This window comes from Gammaproteobacteria bacterium (assembly GCA_013697705.1).
Lineage (GTDB): Bacteria > Pseudomonadota > Gammaproteobacteria > UBA6002 > UBA6002 > UBA6002.
Genome location: JACCWJ010000045.1, coordinates 1 through 21210 on the forward strand (window position 1 = coordinate 1; position 21210 = coordinate 21210).

Here is a 21210-nt window from a genome sequence, read left to right on the forward strand (position 1 = left end):
TCTAAATGGCTTAGTAACCATTTTAGCGACATGCTCGGGAAGCCCCAATATTTTTGCGGCGGTGTATATATAGTAATTCGTAGTTTCTAAACTCATGATCTTCCCTTCTGAGTTCTACATTAATAAATGTTTAGCTTATTTTTTCATAACTATTCAGTACTAATTTAGAACCTGGCAAGAACGGAGGGATTGGCGCGGGATTTCTAAAGGCGGGGTTAGGCTGAGAACACCTAACCCCTATAGTATTATTTCTTTATTATGGCTTGAACTTTAGTGCCTTGTTTACCAGCACCTGAAGTTCTCGCCCCAAATATGTTACGCACTTCAATTGTGGCATGATTTGGAACGTAATCTCTGAAGAATTCATAGCCTTCCTCATCATATAACACCACTTCCACGGCATCAAAATAAACGTCGGAAAGAATATCATCGACTTCACCAGGGTAAACCGTGTCATTTATTGATGTTCCAGGCACTTTAACAGTGATCATTTGAGAACTGTTATTGAAAACATGGACGTCTGTTTTTACATATGACGCAGAGCGTACCATTTTACTCGATTGGTCGTTGCTGTGTTTGCTGGTTCGAAGACTAGTCAAATCCGGTGCTGCCAATGCACTTACTGAGAAAAGGAGGCCTGCCAGAAGACAGATTGTAATTCTAATCATTTTCATAATTCACCCTATCTAATTATATTTGTATAAAAAGGCTGCCTATCATAGCAAATATAAGTATTTTGCCAAGTGAATTCTCTAGCAACCCCACGACGAGCTCAAATTGCGGGCTTAATTAAAATAGTTTATCTTACGGGCTTGCCCTATGGACATTTACACTACGGAGAAGAAACTTATGCAAGCAGCTACAGAAACACCTTCGGCAATCGTTGAGCCCAACATTCGAATTGATAAACTCCCCGCCAATGAAATTGGAGAGATGGAGGGAGGATTTTCTGCATCTATATTTCTACCGAATGTTACAATACAAAAAATACATACAATTTTTTCTAAAACAAAGATGTGGCATGAGATGTTTGCTCCTGTCACTCTTGCCTTGGAAGAACAGGGAACTATTCCTAAAGAAATCGCTGTTGGATTATCCGGTACTGCTCAATCCTCCCTTGAACCCGTTCCTGCATTTTACGAAATCGAAGTAATTGAAAAAGATGACGATCATATGCTTGTCAAAGTACGATTAAAAAAATGCGAGGCAAATACTCAAAATGACATTTATTTTAAAGACCTTTTAGGGATATTCCTGTTTACCTCTGGCAACCAGGGTGTTAATTATTCCGTCAACATGCAATATCTTCGCAACAATCTCCTTAGTAACAAAGCAAAAGATGTACTGTTAAATTTCGAAAACATTATGCAAGCGGCATTGAAAAATTCCATGCATACAGCATTTAGTAAAATTTGTGACCCCGCCTCTAAGGCACTGCGAAAAAAAATCAAAAACGAACTACAAATTACCCCCATCTCTGCAGGTGATTTGCCACAAGCTTACGCCGGTGGTGTTCAAGGCTCATGGCTAATTCCTACTACTAGTGATAAAGTTTTAGCAGTGCTTTGTGATGTTAAAGAATATAATAAATTACATCCTAATTTTCCAGCGATTGAAAAGAGTCACACTCAAGATGAGCAATCCCAACTAAGTTTTAATTTTATTAAGGTGAACTTTCCGCTGCGCCTCGAGAAAATTAACGAACAAACGATAGAATTAACGTCTCTCGATCAAAACTTTTTAAAAAGCATTTACAAGGGTACTTTTTTTTCCTCCCTGCTGGCGGATTTGAAACTCAAATTTGTAACTCAATCACAAGGTAATGAAACCTTGTTAACCATAAGCTTTATGCATAAGCTCATGTCATCAATAAGAGACCTCACTGGACCCGCGGTGAATGATGCTGCAAGTAAGCTTATCAGGACTATGGAGCGTCGTATGGTTCAGAAATTTATGCACGACCTGACCCCTGACAATAATAACAATAATACTTTACGATTAGAGGATGAAGTAAGTACTCCAAGTTTTACGGGTTAGTATTTGGGTTTCCTGGATTTCGCTTCGCTACATCCAGGCTACATGGCTGCATATTGTAGCCTGGATGTAGCGAAGCGAAATCCGGGTTCCTGGTTAATTAACTACCGTAGCGATATTAATTTGGAGGGGCCTTCTTGAATCTTTGGATATTACTTCACTCTTACCGACCAGATCTCCTTTCGCAGGTAATGCATTACCTGATTTCGACACTCTTGCTTCGACATAAAATTTATTAGCATTTGCTAATGATTTACCAGGTAACATACTTTGCAAGTCACCCAAGGCCAAGTGTACTGGAAACTGCTTAATGTCTAAACGCAGTGCTGCCAAAGGAATTTTAGATCCCCCCGCATCCAGCGCGTATACAAATAAAATATTACTTTGACTCAAATTATTTTTAAAAGTCGCTGACAAATTAATGGTTACCTTTATTTTAGCAAATGCATTATTAATTACAGGGAGTTGATTTTGGGCTTGGCTAATCATAGCTATTAATGATTTTGAATCATCAGAATCTATAGGGAAATATTTCAATAAACTTTCCCAATAACGAATTGCTTTATCAAATTGTTTCTGTTGGAACGCATCCAGCGCTAATAAATTCATTGCATTAATGTTGTTTGGATCGCGTTTTAACAATTTCTCAAGCAGCGTTGCATCTTCGGCGGTGAGTTTGTGGTTAATATAAAAATTGGCGGAGACAAATTGAAGCACATAATCAGGCTCATCAGGCTTTAACAGAACCGCTTGTTTAAATGATTGTAGAGCAGATACGTAGTTTTTTTCATTAAAATAAAGCTTGCCTAATAGATACCAACCTTTGGCGCTATTTTCATCTTTAGGGAGCTGATCCAATTTATGACGCAACGCAAGAATAATTTTATGACGAGAGCCATACTTTGCAATTTCTTGCCGCACATTATCATTGCGGTTTTTTAGAGTTAATTCTTGAGCCACTAATTCACTTTTACCCCAGTAGCTATACATCAACAGAGAAAAAAGTGGAAACAATACAATGATAAAAACTATGCTTAAGCAGAGTGATTTAACTGTTAAATTTTCAGAGGCAAAACGTGGAGAAACTTTCTTATAGCTAAGCAAGGGTATTATTAAAAAAGCGAGTGCGATAATTGTTAAAATAATAATGGCTGACCAAAATAAAATCATTTTCAACCTATCTGTTTGGTATTTTGTTGCAATGTAACACTGTCAATGTCATGGGTCCGTTGTCTTTGTCGATGTATACTCAAAAATAAAATTGCGAAAGCTCCGACTAAGAATATAAAAGGACCCAGCCATAAGATGAAGGTAGTATTATTAATGCTTGGTTTAAATAAAATATATTCCCCATATCGCTGCACGAGATAATGCTTAATCTGCATTTCTGAATAACCAGCACTGACCTGGTTATATACTTCCTTTTTTAAATCTTGGGCAAGTGGCGCGTTAGACTCAGCCAAGCTTTGGTTTTGGCAAACTAAGCATCGAAGCTCGCTAATTAAACGTTTAAACTGTTGCTCTTGTACGGGAGAAGTAAAGTGATAGTTATTTTCAACATTAGCCAATGTTACTGTAAAAAAAACAATGGCAGAAAAAAAGAAAACTACTTTAACAAAAAATTTCATTCCTCCTCCTGCTGTATTTTCTTAATTCTTGGCAGTAAGTCATTATCCAAAATTTCCACTGTCAGGGGGCCTACGTATCGATAGCGAACAATACCCCGCTTATCAATCAAAAATGTCTCTGGTGTACCATAGACGCCAAATTGCATAGCTAATTTTCCTTGAGGATCATAAATGATTTTGTGATAGGGGTTGCCTCGTTTAATCAAATAACTCAGCGCATTTTCTTGCTGGTCTTTATAATTTAAACCAAATAGTTGAATTTGATTTTTTTGGACAAGGTCAATTAATAAAGGATGCTCTATTTGACAGCTTTCGCACCAAGAAGCCCATACATTTAAAATTGTTATTTTGCCCTTAAACTGCCTGCTGTTAATCACCTCATGTAAATCATCTAAAGAAGGAGATGAAAAATTCGGGACAGGTTTGTTAACCAATAAGGAAGGCAATAAATTTGGATCTTTACCCAGCCCTTTCCAGAAAAAAAGAACAATCACCAAAAACACTACTAATGGACCTATAAAGCGCATTCGGAGAGTCATGGAATCACCTCTTTAAAAGGCGAATTTTTAACTCTAAAGGCTGCAATAATACCTCCCAACATCATGAGCAATCCACCCAACCATATCCAGCGTATAAAAGGTTTATAATAAACCCTCATTGACCATGCTTCATTTTCCAACTTTTCTCCCAATGCGAGATAGAGGTCATGAAAAGGATGAATATGTATTGCGGTTTTAGGAAGCGCCATTTGTTGTGCAGTATATCTGCGCATCTCAGGACGTAAAATGAAGTTTTGCTGATGTTTTCGCACCAAAAACTGACCTTGGGAAAAAGAATAATTAGGCCCCTCACCCCCTATCACTTTTTCAAATGTAATAGCGTAAGGACCAATCTTAAGCACATCATTTGGGGACATTCGAATATCACGTTGAACGCTGTAAACCGACGAAACGACTATACCTATGACACAAATTCCGAAACCCATATGCGCGATCATCATTCCCAGTCTTTTCGTAGAGAAATGGGGTTTTGAAACAACTACGCTATGTTGCAGCGTTGCAATAATGACCCAAAAGGCGAGCATCAACCCAATTAAAATACCCACGTGAAATTTGCCGGTCATCCATAGGGGCAGAATTAAAGCGAGCAATAGACTAATGGGTAAAGTGTATTTGAATCGTTTAACCACGAGTGAAACACGTGATTCCTTCCAGTGTAATGCAGGGCCGATTCCCATCATAAATAAAATCGGCACAACTAAGGGGATAAAGACAGCATTAAAATAGGGAGGCCCGACGGATAATTTTCCCAGCCCTAGCCCATCAATAATCAAGGGATAAATAGTCCCCAATAAAACGGTCAGCATGCAAGAGGTTAATAAAACATTATTGGTTAATAACATCGTTTCTCGGGACCATAATTGGAAAACACCACTATTTTGAATGGTATGTCCCCGCCATGCATAAAGCAGTAGCGACCCGCCAACCACAGCCACTAGAAAATATAAAATAAAGGCCCCTCGAGTGGGGTCAATAGCAAAGGCATGCACCGAAACTAATATTCCCGAGCGCACCAAAAAAGTTCCCATTAAGCTTAAGGAGAAGGTACAAACTGCAAGTAAAACTGTCCATGCTTTAAAGACGTTTCGCTTCTCAGCCACAATTAAGGAATGGATGAGAGCAGTGCCAGAAAGCCACGGTAAAAAAGACGCGTTTTCTACTGGGTCCCAGAACCACCATCCTCCCCAGCCTAAAACTCTATAGGCCCACCAGCTTCCCAAGGTAATACCTAAGGTTAAAAAACTCCACGCGATTAAGGTCCATGGGCGCGCAAATCTTGCCCACTTCGCATCAAATTTGCCACTGATAAGCGCAGCAATAGCGAAAGCAAAAACCACGGAAAAACCGACATATCCCATGTAAAGCATAGGAGGATGAATGATTAAGCCGGGATCTTGTAGAAGAGGATTTAAATCTCTGCCTTCCAAGGGAATAGAGGGAAGTAATCGCTGGAATGGGTTAGAAGTCGTTAATAAGAAAAGTAAAAACCCAACGGATATGCTGCCTAAAATTGATAATACCCGCGCTGTCATAACAAGCGGTATCTGGCTAGAGTATTTACCTACTAAGGCGGTCCAAATACTCAGTATTAACACCCATAGCAACAATGACCCTTCATGAGCCCCCCAGGTCGCACAAATGCGGTAAATAACTGGCAAATGAGTATTGGAGTTTTGAGCGACATACGCCACTGAAAAGTCATTAATTGCTAAGGAATAAGCTAATATGGCAAAGCTAATGCCGATGAAAACAAACTGTGCATAGGCAGTTGAAATCGCGAGATTAACCCACAATCCAGATTTATTAAACGACCCCCACATGGGCAGGATGACCTGCACTATGGCTAAGCACAATGCGATAATTAAACAATAATGACCAATTTCAGGTAACATTTGACCTCAACTTGAGCTTAACGATTAACGATGAGCAATAGTAAAAGAAAAGCGCAAACTACTCTTTTTTGATCCCCGGAGGCATATATTTCTCATCATGTTTGGCGAGCACTTGAGTGGCTCTGAAGGTATTAGAAATAAAATGTCCTTCCACTACCACGCCCTGTCCCTCTCGAAATAAAGAGGGTACGATTCCCGTATATTCAATGGTTACTTCTTTGACAAGATCAGTAATAATAAAATGCATTTTCAAACTATTTGGCTCACGATTCAAACTGCCTTTTTTGACTAACCCTCCAATACGAAGGTTGGTCCGGGGCAGCGGGTTCGTGTTCAATTGAGAAGGGGTATAATAAAGATTAATATTCTTATTTAAGGCAAACAGCACTAAGCTCACAGTTACCCCAACGCCCACTACCATCATCGTTAATAATACTAAGCGGTTTCTTCGCTTTGAATTCAATTTTCACTCCGTAACCTAGCCTTTATTCGATGGAACTTTTTAAACGATGACACCAGACTTACCAAAAAAAGAACGAGCATTAAACCATAGGCGGACCAGATGAAGGCGCCGTAGCCGTCCATTTTGAGAAAAAAGACTATATTATCGATTAAATGATGCATTATTTTCAGTAGCTAAGATGTTTTTAACCCAGTGAGAGCGATGTTCCCGAAGTAATAGTTCATTGCGCGCTCGCAACAGAAGAACAATAATATAAAATAGCAAAAAAGCCAATATCATCGCAAGAAGTGGATACAACATTGAAGGAGCGATTGAAGGGGAATTAAATTTTAGGATGCTCGCTTTTTGATGCAACGTATTCCACCAATTCACGGAATAATGAATGATAGGTAAATCCACCACTCCTACAATAACCAAAATACTACTGGCGCGAATCGCCTTTTCTTTTTCGACTATTGCTGACTGCAAAGCGATAACCCCAACATATAAAAACAATAAAATCAGCTCTGACGTAAGACGTGCGTCCCATAACCACCATGTCCCCCACGTAGGAAGACCCCAGAGAGCGCCTGTCACCAACGCTAAAAAAGTAAAGGAAGCCCCTATAGGTGCGCTTACTGCAAATAACACCTCAGCCAATTTCACTCGCCAAATCAAACCGATACTGGCCATTATGGCCATAAAGAGGTACACCCCTAATGAGAGCACAGCACTTGGGACGTGAACATAAATAATTCTAAACGCCTCGCCTTGCTGGTAGTCAGCAGGTGCCAGATATAGCCCTCCGACTAAGCCATAACTTAAAGTTATTCCAAACAGCACCATTACCCAGGGTAAGGATGCGGTACAAAAAGTATAAAAGTTCTTGGGAGCTGCAAATTTATAGAGTGTTGATAGCATAGGATCTCAGCAAACAAAAAAAAGGAGTGTACCATAACACTCCCAAAACGTAATGAGGATATATCCCTTCCCCACCGATTTGGTTCGGGGGACCCCGCAGAACAATGAGTGGAATTAACGTAGGGTAAGAAAACCGCAACGGTAAGCTTAAATCCTAATGCACTTCGTAAGTCTGGAATTTTTCGAAGGTTGCTTCCAGGGTTTGCAACGACCGAGTTTTTCCCGTGCGTTGAAAAAAGAGTTTTCCCGAATTCGTATTCAGCATCTTTGAAGACTTCGACAGTCGCAGAATAACCATCTTATCTTGGCTAGCTATATGACTATTATGCAAAACTTGAAACAAAATTTTGTTATAGGGGGTACCCACTTTAGGTTCAGCGGGAGCCTTGGTGGTAGCAAAAAAACGCGAGGCGATAGTATTTTTGTCAAAATTTTTGTGCATCATCAAACGTCTAAACCGGCTTTCTACTGACTCTAATTGCTGTACCGCTTCCGTATAACCATCAATGGTAGGGTCTTTCATAAAACTGTCTTTTTGGCTATTCAGTTCTATCTTGTATTGTTTTAGTTCCTGTATCTTCTGTTTAATAGCGTATTCTTTAAATAGGATGCTTTCCAATTCGCCACTTGCATTTTTGGCCTCTGCAATAATAATCTTCTTGCCATTTTGAAACATGGCAAATTGGTATAAAAGTTTATCTACTTCTAATTCGAGCTTTATGCGTTCATCACGAACGTATTTAAAGCAGGTCTGCAGGCTAGCTCGGCTAGTAATGTCGTCAGCATTTAGCATGGAAACCGCACTCGCCTGCAAGGAAATCTCCCCTGCGAATTTTTTAAATTCATCTTTAAATTCCAACTCTAACTCAAAAATATTTAAGGCTTTTTCGAATAAATTATTGAATAAGGAAATAGTATTTTCTAATTTATCGGTGGCTCCAGATTCTATTGCCAAATCAAACATTTCATTAGCACAATTTATTTCATCTATATAAGGGGAAAATCGCTGATCCTCTGTCAAAAAACTCGACAATAATTCTATTTCTTGGAGATTTTTTCTGAGTTTGAACTCTTTATTGATTTGAATAAGCGTAGGCAGCTCTGCCTCAGTCCCTTGGCTCAAATGGCTATTCAAAAGCAATTCTTTCTCTTGCAGAAATCGCAATTTAATTTTCTTGTTACAGAGGGTGGTGAACAGATCTCGATTTAAGCTCTCAAGCTCTACTGGATCATTACAATATAAATCACAACTTCTTTTTAGGGCATTAAGTGATTCAACTTTTTCTTTTAAATCAACTAAATGGCCATTGAGTTTATTGTGCTGTGTTAACAATGAGGTTATCTCCGCGTCAACTTCCATCTCAACGCGTAGAAAGACATTTTCAAGTTTTATAAGAATATTATTATAGACACTGTAAGTAGACATGTTGGTTCCCTCGGTATTCCCTTCAAATTAGATTTTGTGACTTGAGTATAGCGGAACAGTCTTTAGGCTCTCGTAGAGGGGATGTAATTAATCGATGAATAAAACAAAAAAAATTTCTTTATTCAAGGAGGTAAGGAAATGTTCTAAGACTTTGCTTACATTACAGCAGCAGTAATGCCTACACACCTTTCCGAGGTCGGCCCTGAGGTCAAAGTGGGGCGGTCGTTCAAATTAATCTAAACTGAGTTTTAAGCCAGCAGCAATTGCCAAGGGCGTGAAGGTTAAGCTAAGGGTCAAAAATGCAGCGAGAAAACTCAGTTGACTAATAACTGGCAAATGCAATGCTGCATTATTGACTGCTCCTGCTCCGAAAATAAGGATAGGGAGATAAAGCGGTAATACCATTAAGATCAGCACTATCCCGCGATTTTTCAAACCTACTGTTAATGCGGCACCCACCCCTCCGATGAGAATCAATGTTGGCGATCCCAACAATAAACTCAAAAAAAGCACTCCAACCACATGATTATTAAGAAAAAAAAGCTTGGCAATCGGCACACTGATGAACAGTAAGGGAACGACAATGGTCACCCAGTGCGCTAAGAGTTTTGCCAACACCAGTAATGAAAAGGCACAAGGCACTAAGGCTATTTGTTCTAATGTGCCATCATCAAAATCAGTTGCAAAAATATTATCAATGGTGAGTAGATGCGCAAATAAGAGAGCAATCCAAATGACGCCAGCCCCCATAAATCTTAATTTGTCAGGATCGGAAGTTATTGCTAAGGGAAAAAGTATAGTTACTAGTATAAAAAAAAGTACGGGATTCAAGAATTCCATCCGGTATCGATAGGCCATGAGTAAATCACGTTTAAGAATTAGCAGAAAACAATGAAACAATGCTCTACCTCTCTTTAGGCTTAAGATCTACCACAAAATACTTGCCAACATCTCGACTCAAAGGGTGATGCGAGGTAAATACAATCATTCCTCCTTTATCTACATGTTCCGCCATAAAACATTGAGCCATATTGAATCCAGCCGTATCCAGAGCATTAAAAGGTTCATCTAATATCCATAGCTTCGAAGGGAAAAGCAATAACCGCGCTAATGCTAATCTCTGCTTTTGACCGGAGGAAAGCTCGCCCGCAAAGACATGGATTTTAGTTTTTATGCCGACACGCTCCAGAGTCTCTAAGATAAGAGAGGTGCCTAGATCACTGTGTAATGAAGGGGATAATTGCAGATTCTCAAACACTGTAAGCATCGATTTGATGGCGTTTTTATGACCTAGAAATAGAAGGCTTTTTTTGTATTCTTCATTTGCAACAACATTTTTGTCTAGCCATGAAATATTGCCCGAATAAGGCGCTGAAAAACCGGCCAAACAACGCAACACTGTTGTTTTGCCTATCCCATTGGCACCACGAAGATGCAGTATCTCACCTGGGCTTAAAGAGAAATCGAGGGGTGAAAATAAAACTCTATCATTACGAGCGCATTCCACACCCTGGGCTAAAAAATATATCGACATGGGAACTTACTATAAACTCTATAAGGTTATTTCGGCGCTTTCATTTAATAAGTCTTTTAAATATCTTTTAAATTCGGCGCTCACTTCGGGATGTTTGAATGCATGGGCGACTGTTGCCTGCAAATAGCCTAACTTGGTACCGCAATCATAGCGTATCCCTTTAAACTGATGGGCATAAACGGTCTCTTCCTTCAATAAGCGAGAGATACCATCGGTAAGCTGTATTTCCCCTCCTGCACCCGCATCGATGGTTTCAAGAAGCTCAAATACTCGGGGGGTGAGAATGTACCGGCCCACCGCTGCTAGCGTTGAGGGTGCCTCTTCAGCGCGAGGTTTCTCTATTATATTTTTAATACAATCCGTGCCTTCCTGTAAATCGATGATGCCATATTTTTCAGTTTCGCTAGGCAACACTTGTTGGGCGGCTATGACACTACTTTGGGTTTGATCATACCTTTTTTTCATTTCGACTAAGCAGTAGGTAGGGCTGCAATCAATTAAATCATCCGCTAATAAAACAGCAAAAGGTTCATTTCCTACTACATTTTTAGCACAGAGAACGGCATGCCCAAGTCCCAGGGGGTTGGGCTGACGAATATAAACACACACTACGCCCCGGGGTATAATTTCTCTTACAATAGAAAGCAAACGAACTTTGCCTCGTTCCTCTAATTTTGATTCTAACTCATAATTGCAGTCAAAATGGTCTTCAATAGCACGCTTACTAATGCTGGTCACAAAGATCAGCTCTGTGATCCCTGCCGCAATCGCCTCTTCAACGGCATATTGTATGAGCGGTTTATCAACAATGGGTAACATTTCTTTAGGATTTGCCTTAGTAGCTGGCAAGAATCTTGTGCCCAAACCTGCTACGGGAAATACCGCCTTTTTAACTGTTGATGTTGCCATCTTTTACCCTTTTGCTGACTTTATATATACGTTAATCATTCTAGCCTAATTTACAAACCTAACAACAAGAAAAGCCAGCGAAACGGAGTAGAGGGAGGATTTAAGAAGTCCCCACAATAATCTTAGGATTTTTCTCCATAATCTTAGCTACCACTTTCCCAGTGAATCCTTTAATTTTCCCGAGCTCATGAATGTCTTTAAAAGGACCATGCAAACTGCGATACTCAATAATAGCCGCCGCCTTTTTTGGACCAATCCCATTCAGTTTCAGCAGTTCTGGCTCTTCGGCGCTATTTAAGTTTATGCAGGCAGGCACCACCACAAACTGGTTCGTCCCTTTGGAATCAACCTTGCGTACTGAAACATTATCTTCCCACCGTATCGGAGAAGCAGATAAATCGAGACTTAAAAAAATGCTAAGCAGTAATGCCCAGATACGCTTCATAAATTACCTTATAAATATATCTTGATGCCTGGAGCTGGATACAAACTTACCTTACGTGGCTGAGGGCTACTCCGCGGGAAACAGCCTGAGACTTCCTGACAATTTAACTAAATGTGATCATTAAAGATATCCGTGAAAATACCGTTATTTTGATAACTCTATGGATGTTATTTAAATTTGCCCCAGAGGAATGCGTGCTTTGAAAGCTAAAAGCTAACCACGCCAGGGATGGGACGAACCGTGGACCAATGCTTACAACCAGGACAATACCAATACAAGTTAAAGGTCGAAAAGCCACAATTATTACAGCGGTAGGTAGGCTTATCTGCAAGTAATGTAGTAACGAGATCTTTCAGCAGCAACAGTTTATCTTTGGTGTCGCCCTCTGAAATCGTCAAATAAAGCTCTATCAGTCGGTCTAATCCCCGCAGGGAAGGCGTTTTGCGTATTTGATCAGCAATAAAATTGATGGCAAAGCGATTGCCTTGTTGTTTTTTAATGTGTTCCGAGATGGCGACAACTATGGAAGTCCTGGGGTTTTTATTCAAATGTAGCCAAAGATAATTAATATATTCATCTTCTTGTTGCAGTTTTTCGTAACAAAAGCGCAAAGGAACGATGGTTTCAGAAAGGAAATCCGGGTCTTGGTCGGCAATATTTTTATAATAAGATACGCCAGTGGCATAGTCTCCCAATGTAATAGCGTATTCAGCAAGCGCTAAACTAGCCCTCACACATTTTTTGTCTATCTTGAGAGCCTTACATAAATATTGCTGAGCGGTTTCTAAATCATTATTTAATCTCTCTTGATCAGCAAGTTCACAGTAGTAATGCGCGATAGTAGATAGCATGGATTCACTGGTTTGTTCTTGCAAAGAGCAGGCAATCTTGATCGCTTGTTGCCAATCTTTCTGTTGCTGATAAATATTCAATAGATAACGTAAACTGGAGATTACTTCTTGATTTTTATTTACTAGTTCTAAAAAAAGACGTTCGGCTTGATCTAACACACCTGCTCTTAAATAATCTTGAGCTAATTCGTGCAATGCTTGCGTTCGCTGGGCATGCTCTAACTGGGGCCGAGTGATAAGATTTTGATGGATACGAATAGCTTTATCTACTTCACCGCGTCTGCGAAATAAGCTACCTAAGGCCAAATGAGTATCAATAGTGTCACGATCAACCGCCAACAGTTTAATAAAGACATCTACCGCTTTATCAGGTTGTTCGTTAATGAGGTAATTAAGGCCTAGAAAGTAGTCTCGATGAAAGGGATTTTTAGTCGGTGGGAGGGGGACTTGCTGACTTTTCCTACCCATGCACCAGCCAGAGACTGACGCCACTGGAAGTAAGAGTAGCAAAAGTTCAATCATTCAACCCTGTCCTTTTTTTCCGGAAGTCTATCTATAACAATTTGCTGTTCTAGTTGTTTGACGCGTTGACGTAAATGATAATTTTTTCTTTTTTGTTTTAAAATGGGACCTATACACGCAATAAGACCAATTACTATTCCTAATCCGACGGTTAATATCAATAATAGAGATAGTGAAAGACTTGTAGTGCCGATGTAGTAATTTAATTGAACAGGACTCGCATTTAATAGAGCAAATGTCAGTCCAAAGATGACAAGTATTATGGCTACGATATAAGAGAGTATTCTCATTAGGAACGTCCACCTTGTTAAAAAATGTAACTGCTCAGGTGCTTTAGTAACGGCGCTTTTTATTTTGATTTTTCGTTGAAATTCAGCCAAATCTGAACGTTCACGCTCAGTTCTAATTAGTGCTGAATAGTTACAAAAAAAAATTAAGGGGTGAATTAGATCACCCCTTAATTAGACCAGTTTAATTAGTCTTCTTTTTTCGCCTCTATTTGTTCCTTGAATAAATCACCAAGGGTTGCCGTAGCAGGTGATTCATTCTTAGAACGGGATTGCTTAGCAGGGGTTGCTGCCTGTTCGACTATTTCGCGCATTGTGAGATAAATCACGCGATTTTTACGGTCGATATTTGCAATCTTGGCCTCAACTTCGTCGCCTTCTTTCAAATGCTCGCGAACGTCTTTTACACGGTCCTCAAGCAGATCAGCAGCGCGTAATTGACCTTGAACGTTCTCTGCTAAATCAATAACAGCATGTTTCGCATCTACTTCAAGCACTTTACCTTTTACTGGAGATCCTTTGTCATGATCGTCAGAGAATTTTCCAAAAGGATCATATTCTAGCTGTTTAATGCCGAGGGAAATACGCTCTCTCTCAGGATCAATTGCTAAAATAATAGCCTCTACTTCTTGGCCTTTCTTATAACGGCGTACTGCTTCTTCACCTATTTCCTTCCAGGAAATATCAGAAAGGTGCACTAAGCCATCAATGCCACCATCAAGTCCAATAAAGATACCGAAATCAGTAATGGATTTAATATTACCTTTAATTTTTTCATCTTTATCGTGATGCTCGGAGAACTCTGTCCAAGGATTGACTTGGCATTGCTTAATTCCCAAAGAAATTCGACGTCTTTCTTCATCAATATCTAAAACCATTACCTCTACTTCATCGCCAATTTGAACGACTTTAGCAGGATGAATGTTTTTGTTAGTCCAATCCATTTCAGACATGTGGACTAAGCCTTCAATCCCATTTTCTATCTCTACAAAACAACCATAATCAGCTAGATTGGTTACTTTACCAAATAGACGGGTTCCAACTGGATAACGACGAGCAATGTTTGACCATGGATCTTCGCCTAATTGTTTCAATCCTAAAGATACACGCTTTTTATCACGATCATATTTAAGGACTTTAACTTTAATTTCTTCGCCAACATTTAACATCTCACTAGGATGCTTGACTCGTTTCCAGGACATATCGGTAATATGTAATAACCCGTCAACGCCGCCTAAATCAATGAAGGCGCCATAATCGGTTATATTCTTAACTACACCTGTTACTTCTTGACCTTCTTGTAAGTTTTCAAGCAACGCTTCGCGTTCTGAACCTGATTCTTCTTCTACTACAGCCCGTCTGGAAACCACAATATTGCTTCGCTTTTTATCCATCTTGATAATTTTGAAGCCAAGCTCTTTACCTTCTAGGAAGGAAGGATCACGCACGGGTCTAACATCAACCAATGACCCTGGTAAAAATGCACGTATGGAATTGACTGAAACTGTAAAACCGCCTTTAACGCGTTCTGTAATAACCCCTTGAACCGTGTCTTTATCATCATAAGCTTTTTCAAGTAATCGCCATGCTTCGGCACGCTTTGCCTTCTCGCGGGATAAGCGGGTTTCACCAAAACCATCTTCAATGGTTTCAACAACCACTCTTACGTCATCCCCCAATTTAACTTGAAGTTGACCACGGTCATCATAAAATTCTTCTATTGGAATAATGGCATCTGATTTTAAACCAGCATTTACGATAATTGTATCGTTACCAACGTGGGTGATAGTAGCAGTTATAACAGAGCCAGGACGCAAATCTGTTTGTTCCAAACTCTCTTTCAGTAATTGTGCAAAATTTTCGTTCATATTAAAAATCCTAACAAGAATCCATTCAAAATGACCATGCTTCCTGCATGGGTTTTATTAAAATTCTCCTATCATCATGTATTAACTAACGATAGAAGTCCCAAAAATCTGTCGAACATGCTCCATAAACTGTTCAAATGTCTGCTCAATATTTAACTGGGTAGTATCTATTGATATTGCATCTGATGCAGGCTTAAGCGGAGAGACTACACGATGTTGATCACGAAAGTCCCGTTCGGCCAGCTCCTCCAAAATGCTCCCCAGGCTAACATTTATTCCCTTTTTTTTCAACTGCATATATCTTCTTTTAGCCCTTTCCTCGCAATCAGCAACTAAAAAAAACTTCAATTTTGCCTCAGGGAAAACGACTGTACCCATATCCCTGCCATCAGTCACCAATCCTGGAGGGGTACAAAAAAAACGTTGCCTTGTTAAAAGCGCTGCCCTTACTTCGGGAATAGCCGCTATTTTAGACGCCAAATTACCGTATTGTTCAGTATGAATTTCATCAGTAATATCATGATCAGACCAAAAAATTTTGGTCATATCATCCGATAAAAACTTAACGGGGAGGTTTTGAGCCAAATCGGCTAAAGCAATGACATTATCTGACGATATATTAGATTGCAAAGCAGCAAATGCGGTAACCCGATATAAGGCTCCACTTTCCAGATAATGCCATTTCATACGTTTAGCGATAAGCCTCGCAATAGTTCCTTTACCCGAAGCACTTGGCCCGTCAATTGTAATTACCGGTGGGCTACTTGACACTGCTGTCTCACTTATTGTTGGGGAAATACTTCGATTTCGATACCCGCTAACTTAGCAAGTTCAACAAAGTTTGGGAAGGAAGTTGGCACATTTTCACAATTAGTGACTATGATCTCATTTTCCGCAACCGTTCCGGCGATGGCGAAAGACATCGCCACACGATGATCTCCATAACTATTGACTGTTCCGCCCACAATCTTTCCCCCTTCAATAGACATACCGTCAGGATGCGTCTCAACACGAATGCCAATGTGCTGTAATCCTTCTGCCATGACCTGAATTCGATCACTTTCTTTAACGTGTAACTCTTCAGCACCTCTTAAGATGGTGACACCTTGAGCACAAGCAGCGGCAATAAAAATGACAGGGAATTCATCGATAGCCAAAGGAACTTGATCTAATGGGATATCTATACCGTGCAGGGAGGCAGATTTAACGCGGATATCAGCCACTAGTTCACCACCCACAATATCTTCATTTTCAAAGCTGATGTGTCCGCCCATCAATCTTAGAATATTTATAATGCCAATCCGGTAAGGATTAATTCCTACATTTTTTAAAAGAATGTGGGAACGCGGCACCAGCGTAGCTGCCACGATAAAAAATGCAGCTGAGGATATATCGCCGGGGACTTCAATATAGGTCGGATAGAGTCGCCCATGTCCTTTGACACGAATCTTAGGTCCGGAGATATGAATATCATAATCGAAAACTTCTAACATGCGTTCGGTATGATCTCTTGTGGAAATGGGAGAGACAATAGTGGTTTCACCCTCTACAAATAATGCAGCCAATAATAAGCAGGATTTAACTTGGGCGCTTGCGATAGGCATGGTGTAGTAGATAGGATTAAGTTGTGCCACGCTATGAATGGCGAGAGGGCCCGTTCCATCTTCGTCGAAGTCAATCTTTGCTCCCATTTCTCTTAAGGGATTTACGACCCGCCCCATTGGCCTTCGAAGCAGAGATTCATCACCCGTTAACATCGAATCAAAATGTTGCCCCGCCAAAACTCCCGTTAAAAGGCGCATTGATGTACCAGAGTTACCGCAATCAATAGCTTCTGCAGGCGGCAATAACCCTTGCAGACCTTTGCCATGAATAATGGTTTCGGGATCAGCGCTATCTACCTTTATTCCCAGGCACTGAATCGCCCGTAGCGTGGCCAGGGTATCTTCGGCTTGCAGAAATCCTTTAATCACAGTGGACCCCTCTGCCAAAGCGCCCAACAGGGCGGCACGATGAGAAATCGATTTGTCTCCGGGGAGAAGAAGTTCTCCTGTGATAAGACTAGAACGAGAAACGTGGTAACATAATTTAGCTTTCATCTAGCATGCTCAACCATAACGCTTTGAAAAATCATTCATAAAACTTATTAAACAATCAACGCCTTCTTCCGGCATCGCATTGTAGAGACTGGCGCGCATTCCACCAACAAGTTTATGACCCTTAAGATTAGCTAAGCCATTAGCTGTTGCAGTTTCTAAAAATTGATCATTGAGACTCTCGTCCTTTAAACTGAATACTACGTTCATTCGTGACCTATAGTGAGCAGCAATTGAATTGTAATAAAAATCGTTGTTATCGATACACTGGTACAGCTTTTTAGATTTGGTTGCGTTGGCTTTAGCTAGAGCCTCTACCCCACCCTTTGCCTTTAACCATTTGAAAGTTAATCCCGCCACATACCAAGAAAACGTGGGGGGAGTATTATACATAGAGTTTTCTTTTGCATGTAATGCATAATTAAACATGCTCGGCGTTATTGATAAGGCCTCACCGAGTAAGGCTTCATTAACGATGACGATGGTCAGACCCGCGGGGCCAACATTTTTTTGAGCCCCGGCATAGATTAGACCAAATTTGGGAATATCAATGGGGCGGGATAATATATTAGACGACATATCTGATACTAAGGTGAGCGCACCCACCTCGGGTACCGAGGGAAATTCAAGCCCATTGATCGTTTCATTATCGACATAATGAAAGTAAGCAGATTGTGGATTTAGTTGCCACGCCTGCCTTTCTGGTATGGTGGTATACTTTGACTCTTTACTAGAAGCAACGATATTTACCTGCGCATACCGCTCTGCTTCTTTAATGGCTAAGCCCGACCATATCCCTGAGTCTAAATAATCTACAGTGTTTTTGTGACCCAAGAGATTCATAGGGACCATTGCAAATTGACTACGTGCGCCGCCTTGTAAGAACAAGACTTTGTAATTGTGCGGAATAGTAAGTAAGTCACGAAAATTAGCTTCGGATTCTTCAGCAACCGCTAAGTAATCTTTTCCACGGTGGCTAATTTCCATCACGGACATGCCAAGGTTATTCCAATCAAGAAGTTCATCTTTGGCTTGCTGTAAAACTTCAATGGGCAGGGTAGCTGGCCCCGCACTAAAGTTGTATACCCTTTCCATGCTGCCTCTTTATCAAAAAGGAGTTAGTTATTCAGCTTCAGGTGCAATTTCTTCATCAGAAAATTTTTCTACGACTGGTTGAATGCCGACTAACTTTTCATCATTACTTAGATTAATTAATCTAACACCTTGAGTATTCCGACCCAGGAGAGAAATTTCACTTACTCGCGTTCGAACCAATGTGCCTCTGTTACTAATTAATAGAATCTCATCTTCATCAGCGACTTGTACTGCGCCGACAACTTGACCATTACGCTCATTGACTTGAATCGAAATGACGCCCTGGCCGCCGCGTCCAGTACGACGATACTCATTGATATCAGTGCGTTTACCGTAACCGTTTTCAGTGGCAGTCAGAATAGACCCTTGTGCTTTCGCTACAATTAATGCAATCACCTGTTGGCTTGTCTGAAGTCGCATGCCTCGCACCCCGCGGGCACTTCTACCCATGGGCCGCACCTCTCCTTCATGAAAACGTATTACTTTTCCGGTATCGGAAAATAGCATTACATCCTGGTCACCGTCTGTTAAATGGACACCTACTAAATCGTCTCCGGAATTCATGTCAATCGCGATAATGCCGTTTGCTCGCGGTCGCGAAAATTGTTCGAGGGAGACTTTCTTAATAACACCCTGTGAAGTTACCATCATGACATATTGGTCAGCTGCAAATTCACGCACTGAAAGTATGGCGCTAATTCGTTCATCGCCTTCTAGGGGTAATAGATTGACTAAAGGACGGCCTAATGCAATGCGGCTCGCTTGAGGTATTTGGTATACCTTTAACCAATACACTTTCCCGCGATTTGAAAAGCAAAGAATATTATCGTGAGTGTTAGCGATAAGTAGATGAGATATATAATCTTCTTCTTTTACTTGTGCCGCAGACTTTCCACGTCCCCCACGACGCTGAGCATGATAAGCATCAAGAGATTGAATCTTCGCATAGCCTAAATGAGAAATAGTCACCACGACATCTTCTTCACTAATTAAGTCTTCTAAAGATAAAACTTCTTTGCTATCGATGATTTCGGTTCGTCTTGCATCACCAAACTCATTTTTAATCTCGTTCAGTTCGTCACGTATCACATTCATAAGCCGAGTAGGGTTCCCTAAAATATCAAGCAAATCAACTATGATTTTCAGTAAATTTTCGTATTCGGAGAATATTTTTTCTTGCTCTAACCCTGTCAAACGATGTAAGCGTAACTCTAAAATGGCCTGAGCCTGAGCGGGCGAGAGAGAGTATCCCTCGCCAGACAATCCATAGTGGGGCTCTAAATTGATAGGTCTGGAAATGGGATTATCTGTGCGACTTAGTAAGGTACTGATATTACCAATGGGCCACGTGATGGCTAATAGCTGTTCCTTTGCTTGCGCTGGGTTTGGAGACGCTTTAATGATTGCAATCATTCGATCGATATTGACCAAGGCGATGCCTAATCCCTCTAAAAGATGGGCTCTTTCACGTGCTTTTTTTAGCTCATACACTGAACGCTTAGTGACCACTTCTCGGCGATGGCGAATAAAGGCTTCCAGCAAATCCTTAAGATTTAAAACGCGGGGTTGGCCTTGATCTAAAGCGACGATGTTAATACCAAACACAGTGGCCATTTGAGTATGCGCATAGAGATTATTAAGGACAACTTCGCCATTCTCGCCTCGTCGTAACTCAATGACGACCCGCATACCATCTTTATCAGATTCATCACGAATCGCAGTTATGCCTTCTAGCTTTTTCTCTTTAACCAATTCACCTATCTTCTCAAGAAGACGAGCTTTATTGACTTGATAAGGGAGTTCATGAATAAGAATGGTTTGTTTATTAGAGTCTTCATCTGTTTCTATTGATGTTCTTGCGCGAAGATAAATCCGGCCACGTCCGGTTTGATAAGCCTCTAAAATACCTGCTCGTCCGTTGATAATGGCGGCAGTAGGAAAATCAGGACCCGGAATATATTGCATAAGATCGGTCGTAGTCAGATTTTGATCATCTATTAAAGCAATACAAGCATCGATAACTTCATTTAGATTGTGGGGAGGTATATTCGTTGCCATGCCCACTGCTATGCCGGAGGAACCATTCACCAGTAAGTTGGGTATCCGGGTGGGGAGAACGGTAGGGGCTAGTTCTGTTTCATCATAATTGGGTACAAATTCGACAGTTTCTTTTTCCAAGTCAGCCAATAAGCTATGGGCGAACTTAGACATCCGTATTTCGGTGTACCGCATGGCCGCAGGTGCATCACCATCCACAGAACCGAAATTACCTTGGCCATCGACTAACATATAACGCAAGGAGAAAGGTTGAGCCATTCGAACTATCGTATCGTAAACAGCCGTATCACCATGAGGATGGTATTTACCAATAACATCACCCACAATTCGAGCTGATTTTTTGTAGGCTTTGTTCCAGTCATTGCCTAATTCGCTCATCGCAAATAAAACACGTCGATGGACGGGTTTCAACCCATCTCTGACGTCGGGCAATGCCCGCCCTACAATCACACTCATTGCGTAATCTAAATACGAGTGCTTTAGCTCTTCTTCAATATTGACTGAAGTTACTTCTTTAGCGAAATCTGTCATAAAATAGGACTCAACTTTTTACCAGGAGAATCTCGGAATTTTACCCTATTTTTGAAAAATTAAGTAGTAGTGATTAGGAGCTTTTAACCTTTTCCCTGCTGGCGAAGGCAG

At 40.6% G+C, this 21210-nt stretch carries 21 protein-coding genes; 1 reads left to right on the plus strand and 20 read right to left on the minus strand.

All coding sequences use genetic code 11. The features are described 5' to 3' along the window. Nucleotides 1–245: 245 nt before the first annotated feature. Nucleotides 246–668, minus strand: a complete 423-nt coding sequence (locus H0U71_08435) for a hypothetical protein (GenBank protein MBA2655073.1) — start codon at nt 666–668, stop codon at nt 246–248. A gap of 181 nt (nt 669–849) precedes the next feature. Between H0U71_08435 and H0U71_08440 the strand changes: the two genes are divergently transcribed. Then, nucleotides 850–2037, plus strand: coding sequence for a hypothetical protein (locus tag H0U71_08440; protein ID MBA2655074.1), 1188 nt, complete (start codon nt 850–852; stop codon nt 2035–2037). A gap of 93 nt (nt 2038–2130) precedes the next feature. On the opposite strand, the gene H0U71_08445 is transcribed toward H0U71_08440, so the two are convergent. From H0U71_08445 to gyrA, 19 genes are all read right to left on the minus strand, one after another. After that, nucleotides 2131–3204 carry a tetratricopeptide repeat protein gene (locus tag H0U71_08445; protein ID MBA2655075.1) on the minus strand — a complete coding sequence of 358 codons (1074 nt, stop codon included), beginning with the start codon at nt 3202–3204 and terminating at the stop codon, nt 2131–2133. 2 nt (nt 3205–3206) lie between these two features. Then, complete coding sequence (locus H0U71_08450) at nt 3207–3662, minus strand: cytochrome c-type biogenesis protein CcmH (protein MBA2655076.1); 456 nt, start codon at nt 3660–3662, stop codon at nt 3207–3209. Further along, complete coding sequence (locus H0U71_08455; GenBank protein ID MBA2655077.1) at nt 3659–4201, minus strand: DsbE family thiol:disulfide interchange protein; 543 nt, start codon at nt 4199–4201, stop codon at nt 3659–3661. Before H0U71_08455 ends, H0U71_08450 begins: the two co-directional genes overlap by 4 nt. After that, nucleotides 4198–6114, minus strand: a complete 1917-nt coding sequence (locus tag H0U71_08460) for a heme lyase CcmF/NrfE family subunit (GenBank protein ID MBA2655078.1) — start codon at nt 6112–6114, stop codon at nt 4198–4200. Before H0U71_08460 ends, H0U71_08455 begins: the two co-directional genes overlap by 4 nt. 58 nt (nt 6115–6172) lie before the next feature. Further along, a complete protein-coding gene (ccmE, locus tag H0U71_08465) occupies nt 6173–6577 on the minus strand; it encodes a cytochrome c maturation protein CcmE (protein ID MBA2655079.1) in 405 nt (134 codons plus the stop codon). Beyond that, nucleotides 6574–6738: a heme exporter protein CcmD gene (ccmD, locus tag H0U71_08470; GenBank protein MBA2655080.1), complete on the minus strand. Its 165-nt coding sequence runs from the start codon at nt 6736–6738 to the stop codon at nt 6574–6576. The genes ccmE and ccmD overlap by 4 nt, the downstream gene beginning before the upstream one ends. Next, nucleotides 6719–7477: a heme ABC transporter permease gene (locus tag H0U71_08475; protein ID MBA2655081.1), complete on the minus strand. Its 759-nt coding sequence runs from the start codon at nt 7475–7477 to the stop codon at nt 6719–6721. The genes ccmD and H0U71_08475 overlap by 20 nt, the downstream gene beginning before the upstream one ends. 154 nt (nt 7478–7631) lie before the next feature. Continuing rightward, nucleotides 7632–8903, minus strand: a complete 1272-nt coding sequence (locus H0U71_08480; protein ID MBA2655082.1) for a hypothetical protein — start codon at nt 8901–8903, stop codon at nt 7632–7634. A 231-nt stretch (nt 8904–9134) separates the two neighbouring features. After that, nucleotides 9135–9761 carry a heme exporter protein CcmB gene (gene ccmB / locus H0U71_08485; protein ID MBA2655083.1) on the minus strand — a complete coding sequence of 209 codons (627 nt, stop codon included), beginning with the start codon at nt 9759–9761 and terminating at the stop codon, nt 9135–9137. A gap of 46 nt (nt 9762–9807) precedes the next feature. Further along, the gene (gene ccmA, locus H0U71_08490; GenBank protein MBA2655084.1) at nt 9808–10437 is read right to left on the minus strand and encodes a cytochrome c biogenesis heme-transporting ATPase CcmA; all 630 of its coding nucleotides are present in this window, start codon (nt 10435–10437) and stop codon (nt 9808–9810) included. 18 nt (nt 10438–10455) lie between these two features. Further along, nucleotides 10456–11346: a UTP--glucose-1-phosphate uridylyltransferase GalU gene (gene galU, locus H0U71_08495; protein ID MBA2655085.1), complete on the minus strand. Its 891-nt coding sequence runs from the start codon at nt 11344–11346 to the stop codon at nt 10456–10458. A gap of 100 nt (nt 11347–11446) precedes the next feature. Further along, on the minus strand, nt 11447–11791 hold the full coding sequence (locus H0U71_08500; protein ID MBA2655086.1) for a helix-hairpin-helix domain-containing protein: 345 nt from the start codon (nt 11789–11791) through the stop codon (nt 11447–11449). Nucleotides 11792–11997: 206 nt separating this feature from the next. Further along, on the minus strand, nt 11998–13164 hold the full coding sequence (gene lapB, locus H0U71_08505; GenBank protein ID MBA2655087.1) for a lipopolysaccharide assembly protein LapB: 1167 nt from the start codon (nt 13162–13164) through the stop codon (nt 11998–12000). Next, the gene (locus H0U71_08510) at nt 13161–13454 is read right to left on the minus strand and encodes a LapA family protein (protein ID MBA2655088.1); all 294 of its coding nucleotides are present in this window, start codon (nt 13452–13454) and stop codon (nt 13161–13163) included. Before H0U71_08510 ends, lapB begins: the two co-directional genes overlap by 4 nt. 185 nt (nt 13455–13639) lie before the next feature. Continuing rightward, nucleotides 13640–15319 carry a 30S ribosomal protein S1 gene (gene rpsA, locus H0U71_08515; protein ID MBA2655089.1) on the minus strand — a complete coding sequence of 560 codons (1680 nt, stop codon included), beginning with the start codon at nt 15317–15319 and terminating at the stop codon, nt 13640–13642. 81 nt (nt 15320–15400) lie between these two features. Further along, a complete protein-coding gene (locus H0U71_08520) occupies nt 15401–16090 on the minus strand; it encodes a (d)CMP kinase (GenBank protein MBA2655090.1) in 690 nt (229 codons plus the stop codon). An 11-nt stretch (nt 16091–16101) separates the two neighbouring features. After that, a complete protein-coding gene (gene aroA / locus H0U71_08525; GenBank protein MBA2655091.1) occupies nt 16102–17418 on the minus strand; it encodes a 3-phosphoshikimate 1-carboxyvinyltransferase in 1317 nt (438 codons plus the stop codon). Nucleotides 17419–17427: 9 nt separating this feature from the next. After that, nucleotides 17428–18510, minus strand: coding sequence for a 3-phosphoserine/phosphohydroxythreonine transaminase (gene serC / locus H0U71_08530; protein MBA2655092.1), 1083 nt, complete (start codon nt 18508–18510; stop codon nt 17428–17430). Between the two features lie 27 nt (nt 18511–18537). Continuing rightward, a complete protein-coding gene (gyrA, locus tag H0U71_08535; GenBank protein ID MBA2655093.1) occupies nt 18538–21099 on the minus strand; it encodes a DNA gyrase subunit A in 2562 nt (853 codons plus the stop codon). Nucleotides 21100–21210: the final 111 nt, after the last annotated feature.

What these genes read in the sequence shown, in the direction of transcription:
- H0U71_08435 (MBA2655073.1), bottom strand. Translation starts at nt 668, where the DNA reads ATGATTAGAATTACAATCTGTCTTCTGGCAGGCCTCCTTTTCTCAGTA.
- H0U71_08440 (MBA2655074.1), top strand. Translation starts at nt 850, where the DNA reads ATGCAAGCAGCTACAGAAACACCTTCGGCAATCGTTGAGCCCAACATT.
- H0U71_08445 (MBA2655075.1), bottom strand. Translation starts at nt 3,204, where the DNA reads ATGATTTTATTTTGGTCAGCCATTATTATTTTAACAATTATCGCACTC.
- H0U71_08450 (MBA2655076.1), bottom strand. Translation starts at nt 3,662, where the DNA reads ATGAAATTTTTTGTTAAAGTAGTTTTCTTTTTTTCTGCCATTGTTTTT.
- H0U71_08455 (MBA2655077.1), bottom strand. Translation starts at nt 4,201, where the DNA reads ATGACTCTCCGAATGCGCTTTATAGGTCCATTAGTAGTGTTTTTGGTG.
- H0U71_08460 (MBA2655078.1), bottom strand. Translation starts at nt 6,114, where the DNA reads ATGTTACCTGAAATTGGTCATTATTGTTTAATTATCGCATTGTGCTTA.
- ccmD (MBA2655080.1), bottom strand. Translation starts at nt 6,738, where the DNA reads ATGCATCATTTAATCGATAATATAGTCTTTTTTCTCAAAATGGACGGC.
- H0U71_08475 (MBA2655081.1), bottom strand. Translation starts at nt 7,477, where the DNA reads ATGCTATCAACACTCTATAAATTTGCAGCTCCCAAGAACTTTTATACT.
- H0U71_08480 (MBA2655082.1), bottom strand. Translation starts at nt 8,903, where the DNA reads ATGTCTACTTACAGTGTCTATAATAATATTCTTATAAAACTTGAAAAT.
- ccmB (MBA2655083.1), bottom strand. Translation starts at nt 9,761, where the DNA reads ATGGCCTATCGATACCGGATGGAATTCTTGAATCCCGTACTTTTTTTT.
- ccmA (MBA2655084.1), bottom strand. Translation starts at nt 10,437, where the DNA reads ATGTCGATATATTTTTTAGCCCAGGGTGTGGAATGCGCTCGTAATGAT.
- galU (MBA2655085.1), bottom strand. Translation starts at nt 11,346, where the DNA reads ATGGCAACATCAACAGTTAAAAAGGCGGTATTTCCCGTAGCAGGTTTG.
- H0U71_08500 (MBA2655086.1), bottom strand. Translation starts at nt 11,791, where the DNA reads ATGAAGCGTATCTGGGCATTACTGCTTAGCATTTTTTTAAGTCTCGAT.
- lapB (MBA2655087.1), bottom strand. Translation starts at nt 13,164, where the DNA reads ATGATTGAACTTTTGCTACTCTTACTTCCAGTGGCGTCAGTCTCTGGC.
- H0U71_08510 (MBA2655088.1), bottom strand. Translation starts at nt 13,454, where the DNA reads ATGAGAATACTCTCTTATATCGTAGCCATAATACTTGTCATCTTTGGA.
- rpsA (MBA2655089.1), bottom strand. Translation starts at nt 15,319, where the DNA reads ATGAACGAAAATTTTGCACAATTACTGAAAGAGAGTTTGGAACAAACA.
- aroA (MBA2655091.1), bottom strand. Translation starts at nt 17,418, where the DNA reads ATGAAAGCTAAATTATGTTACCACGTTTCTCGTTCTAGTCTTATCACA.
- serC (MBA2655092.1), bottom strand. Translation starts at nt 18,510, where the DNA reads ATGGAAAGGGTATACAACTTTAGTGCGGGGCCAGCTACCCTGCCCATT.
- gyrA (MBA2655093.1), bottom strand. Translation starts at nt 21,099, where the DNA reads ATGACAGATTTCGCTAAAGAAGTAACTTCAGTCAATATTGAAGAAGAG.